Source organism: Pseudomonas sp. BN415 (genome assembly GCF_029871195.1).
In the GTDB taxonomy this organism is placed as follows: domain Bacteria; phylum Pseudomonadota; class Gammaproteobacteria; order Pseudomonadales; family Pseudomonadaceae; genus Metapseudomonas; species Metapseudomonas resinovorans.
Genome location: NZ_SSOK01000034.1, coordinates 1 through 4,384 on the forward strand (window position 1 = coordinate 1; position 4,384 = coordinate 4,384).

Below are 4,384 nucleotides of genomic sequence, written 5' to 3' on the forward strand. Positions count from 1 at the left end.
CCCAACCGAATTGCTTGACGACCATAGAGCGTTGGAACCACCTGATCCCATCCCGAACTCAGCAGTGAAACGACGCATCGCCGATGGTAGTGTGGAGCTTCTCCATGTGAGAGTAGGTCATCGTCAAGCTTCTATCCCAAACCCCCGATCCGCGTAAGCGGGTCGGGGGTTTGTCTTTGCGCCTGCGAAAGTTATCCGCTCACACAGGGCGGGCGTTGTCCGTGTTTCTCCCAAGGCGGTTTGGCTTACTAGACTGGCTTGGGTTTCTATGCAACCTGATTGTGCATCGATATGATGCCTGCCTCATTGTGAGCCGGATCCAGCACATGCTGACTCTATTGAAACTGCTGCAGGATGGGCGCTTCCACTCGGGGCAAGCCCTGGGGGAGATCCTCGGTGTGAGCAGAAGTGCAGTCTGGAAGCAGTTGCAGCAACTGGAGGCGGACCTTGGCCTTCCTATATACAAAGTGCGCGGTCGAGGTTATCGACTGCAAAGTCCGCTGAGTCTGCTTGATCGAAGCATTCTGAATGATAGTGGTGCTCCTTGGTCGCATCATGTGCTCGAGTCACTGGATTCTACCAACGCAGAGGTAATGCGGCGCTTGACTGCAGGTCTTGCTCCGCCATTCGCGGTCGTTGCAGAGCGGCAGACTGAGGGGCGGGGGCGAAGGGGGCGTCGATGGGTCAGTCCTTATGCTCAGAACCTCTACTACAGCCTGGCTTTGCGTATTGACGGCGGTGCGCGCCAACTAGAGGGGCTGAGCCTGGTGATTGGCTTGGCGGTGTTAAGCGCGTTGCATTCGTTCGGTTTGACGACGGCCGGCCTGAAATGGCCAAACGACCTGCTGGTCGGCAACCGGAAGGTCGCGGGTATTCTCCTCGAGCTACTGGGGGACCCGGCTGATATCTGTCATGTTGTCGTTGGTATTGGAATCAACGTGAACATGCAGCAGCCTGCAGAGCAAATCGATCAACCGTGGACTTCCATGCAAATCGAAACGGGTGTCCTGGTAGACAGAAACGAGTTGGTCAGTTGCTTGAGCGCCCGTCTCGAGGATTACCTTGGTCGTCATAAGCGGGAGGGTTTTTCTGCTTTGCGAGAGGAGTGGGAGCTTGGTCATCTCTGGCAGGGGAAGCAGGTCAATCTGATTGCCGGCGTACAGAAAATCCAGGGAAGGGTCGTGGGAATAGACGTCACGGGTGCTTTGCGACTCAGCGTCAATGGCGAAGAGCGAGCTTATAGCGGTGGAGAGCTCAGTTTGAGGTTGAGTGATGATTCTTGAGCTTGACTGCGGTAACAGCTTTATCAAATGGCGTGTGATTGACAGTGCGCAGGTGGCCACTCTGGTTGGCGGTGTTGTCGGTTCGGACGAAGAGCTGGAATCGGTGCTGCGGGCGACGCCTGAATTAGCGCTTCGCCACTGCCGGCTGGTCAGTGTTCGTACCGATGAGGAGACTCGCTTGCTGACTGCTCGACTGCAGGATGCATTCGGCGTGTCTTGCGCGTGTGCGTCGCCCGCCCTCGAGCTGTCCGGAGTGCGCAACGGCTATTCGGAGTATCAGCGCCTTGGTTTGGATCGCTGGCTTGCCGTGTTGGGGGCTTATCACATTGCTCGCAAGCCGTGCCTGGTTCTGGATCTTGGCACGGCGGTGACGTCGGATCTGGTTGCAGGGAATGGAGATCATCTCGGAGGTTTTATCTGTCCAGGGATGCCCCTCATGCGCAATCAGCTGCGCACGCATACACGGCGCATTCGCTACGACGACGAGGCTGCGGAGCGGGCTTTGCTTGATATGGCTCCCGGGCGCTCGACCGTCGAAGCGGTAGAGCGGGGCTGTCTTTTGATGTTGCGGGGCTTCGTCAAAGCTCAAATTCAATTGGCGGCTGAGTATCTTGGGGAGGAGTTCGAAGTCTTTCTTACTGGCGGTGACGCGCTCTTGGTGCGCGATGTGCTTCCGCGCGCAAGGGTGATGCCTGACTTGGTTTTTGCTGGTTTGGCTATTGCCTGTCCATTGCATTGAGGTTGATCCATGCGTTGGTTGTTTCTGTTTCTCCTGGTTCTCAATCTCTTCTACTACGTCTGGCATCAGCAGCAGGCACCGTTGCGGCCGAAGGAAGTGGAGACGCTGTCGCTATACAAAGGGGGGCAGCAGGACATTCGTCTGCTCAGTGAGTCCGGTGACGTTCAGCCGAGGCGTAGCGTTGCGCTCGCCCCGCCGGCCGAAGAGACCGTATGCCTTTTTCTTGGAGGCTTCGAGCGTGAGGAGCAGGCTCGCGAGCTGGAGCAGCGCCTGATCAGTCTGGACGTGCGTTCGGCGGTAAAGCCTGTTGATGCAGCTGCGGGTACTGATTATTGGGTCTATCTCGCGCCGCTGGCTTCGAGGGAGGCCTCCTTGCGTCAGCTCAAGGAGCTTCAGGCGCGGAAGATCGATAGCTACATCGTGACCCAGGGGGATCTGGTCAATGGGATTTCTCTAGGAATCTTCCCTCGTATGGATTCTGCGGAGAGCGTCATGCAACGCTTGCGCGATGCCGGCTACGAGCCTTTTATGCGGGAATTGTCCCGTGCGCACCGTGATTATTGGGTGCGCGTAGCACCTGAAAGCCGCAGGCTGGTTGATGATCCGCTGCTCGAGCAGCTGTCCCGGGATTTTTTTGGATTAAAACATCAACTTATGCCGTGCGAAGGTGTTGCATCTCCTCGTTAGCTTGAATAGAATGGCGCCCGCTTCGCAGGGTGGCCCAAAAGGCTGTGTTGCGAAGTTGCTGTCGAATGAAGCTAACCTCAAGATTTTAATGAGAAAAAGCTTGACAGCCGGGTGGCAGAAGATGAGAATGCCGCCTCCCTTGGAGGGGTTCCCGAGCGGCCAAAGGGATCAGACTGTAAATCTGACGTCATAGACTTCGAAGGTTCGAATCCTTCCCCCTCCACCAGATTCAAAGCGAGAGCTGCAGGCTCTGCGGGTATAGTTCAGTGGTAGAACCTCAGCCTTCCAAGCTGATGATGCGGGTTCGATTCCCGCTACCCGCTCCAAGTTTGCTGTTGTCGTAATGTGTTTGGCTCATGTAGCTCAGCTGGTAGAGCACACCCTTGGTAAGGGTGAGGTCAGCGGTTCAAATCCGCTCATGAGCTCCATCTTAACAAAGGCAGATATGAGAATATCTGCCTTTGTTTTAATGGTTGCGTAACTCGCTCAACTCTTGATGGGAGACGTTCTCGATGGCTAAAGAAAAGTTCGAACGTAACAAACCGCACGTCAACGTCGGCACCATTGGTCACGTTGACCATGGCAAGACCACTCTGACTGCTGCGCTGACCAAGGTCTGCTCCGAGACTTGGGGCGGTTCCGCTCGTGCGTTCGACCAGATCGACAATGCGCCGGAAGAGAAGGCTCGCGGTATCACCATCAACACCTCCCACGTTGAGTACGATTCCGCCGTTCGTCACTACGCTCACGTTGACTGCCCCGGTCACGCTGACTATGTGAAGAACATGATCACCGGTGCTGCTCAGATGGACGGCGCGATCCTGGTTTGCTCTGCTGCTGACGGCCCCATGCCGCAGACTCGCGAGCACATCCTGCTGTCCCGTCAGGTAGGCGTTCCTTACATTGTCGTGTTCCTGAACAAGGCCGACATGGTTGACGACGCTGAGCTGCTGGAGCTGGTCGAAATGGAAGTTCGCGATCTGCTGAACACCTACGACTTCCCGGGCGACGACACTCCGATCGTGATCGGTTCCGCGCTGATGGCGCTGGAAGGCAAGGACGACAACGAAATCGGCGTTTCTGCCGTTCGTAAGCTGGTTGAAACCCTGGACTCCTACATTCCGGAGCCGGTGCGTGCCATCGACCAGCCGTTCCTGATGCCGATCGAAGACGTGTTCTCCATCTCCGGCCGCGGTACCGTGGTAACCGGTCGTGTTGAGCGCGGTATCGTCAAGGTGGGCGAGGAAATCGAGATCGTTGGTATCCGTCCGACCACCAAGACCACCTGCACCGGCGTGGAAATGTTCCGCAAGCTGCTCGACGAAGGTCGTGCTGGTGAGAACGTTGGCGCCCTGCTGCGCGGCACTAAGCGTGATGACGTAGAGCGTGGTCAGGTTCTGGCCAAGCCGGGTACCATCAAGCCGCACACTAAGTTTGAGTGCGAAGTGTACGTACTGTCCAAAGAAGAAGGTGGTCGTCACACTCCGTTCTTCAAGGGCTACCGTCCGCAGTTCTACTTCCGTACCACTGACGTGACCGGTAACTGCGAGCTGCCGGAAGGCGTAGAGATGGTAATGCCGGGCGACAACATCAAGATGGTTGTCACCCTGATCGCTCCGATCGCCATGGAAGACGGCCTGCGCTTCGCGATTCGCGAAGGTGGTCGTACCGTCGG

4 protein-coding genes, 3 tRNA genes and 1 rRNA gene are annotated in these 4,384 nt (G+C 56.7%); all 8 read left to right on the forward strand.

Annotated elements, in window-relative coordinates; translation table 11 throughout:
* The first annotated feature begins 13 nt into the window (after positions 1–13).
* Positions 14–129 (forward strand): 5S ribosomal RNA (rrf, locus tag E8F20_RS09460).
* 197 nt (positions 130–326) lie between these two features.
* A complete protein-coding gene (gene birA / locus E8F20_RS09465; RefSeq protein ID WP_280283523.1) occupies positions 327–1,283 on the forward strand; it encodes a bifunctional biotin--[acetyl-CoA-carboxylase] ligase/biotin operon repressor BirA in 957 nt (318 codons plus the stop codon).
* Complete coding sequence (locus tag E8F20_RS09470; RefSeq protein WP_280283524.1) at positions 1,273–2,022, forward strand: pantothenate kinase; 750 nt, start codon at positions 1,273–1,275, stop codon at positions 2,020–2,022. The genes birA and E8F20_RS09470 overlap by 11 nt, the downstream gene beginning before the upstream one ends.
* A gap of 9 nt (positions 2,023–2,031) precedes the next feature.
* Complete coding sequence (locus tag E8F20_RS09475; RefSeq protein WP_280283525.1) at positions 2,032–2,709, forward strand: SPOR domain-containing protein; 678 nt, start codon at positions 2,032–2,034, stop codon at positions 2,707–2,709.
* 141 nt (positions 2,710–2,850) lie between these two features.
* Positions 2,851–2,935 (forward strand) — tRNA-Tyr (locus E8F20_RS09480).
* 26 nt (positions 2,936–2,961) lie between these two features.
* Positions 2,962–3,035: transfer RNA gene (locus E8F20_RS09485), tRNA-Gly, on the forward strand.
* Positions 3,036–3,061: 26 nt separating this feature from the next.
* Positions 3,062–3,137 (forward strand) — tRNA-Thr (locus E8F20_RS09490).
* Positions 3,138–3,221: 84 nt separating this feature from the next.
* Positions 3,222–4,384, forward strand: a 1,163-nt coding sequence (tuf, locus tag E8F20_RS09495; RefSeq protein WP_280282999.1) for an elongation factor Tu, incomplete at its 3' end; no start/stop codon positions are given.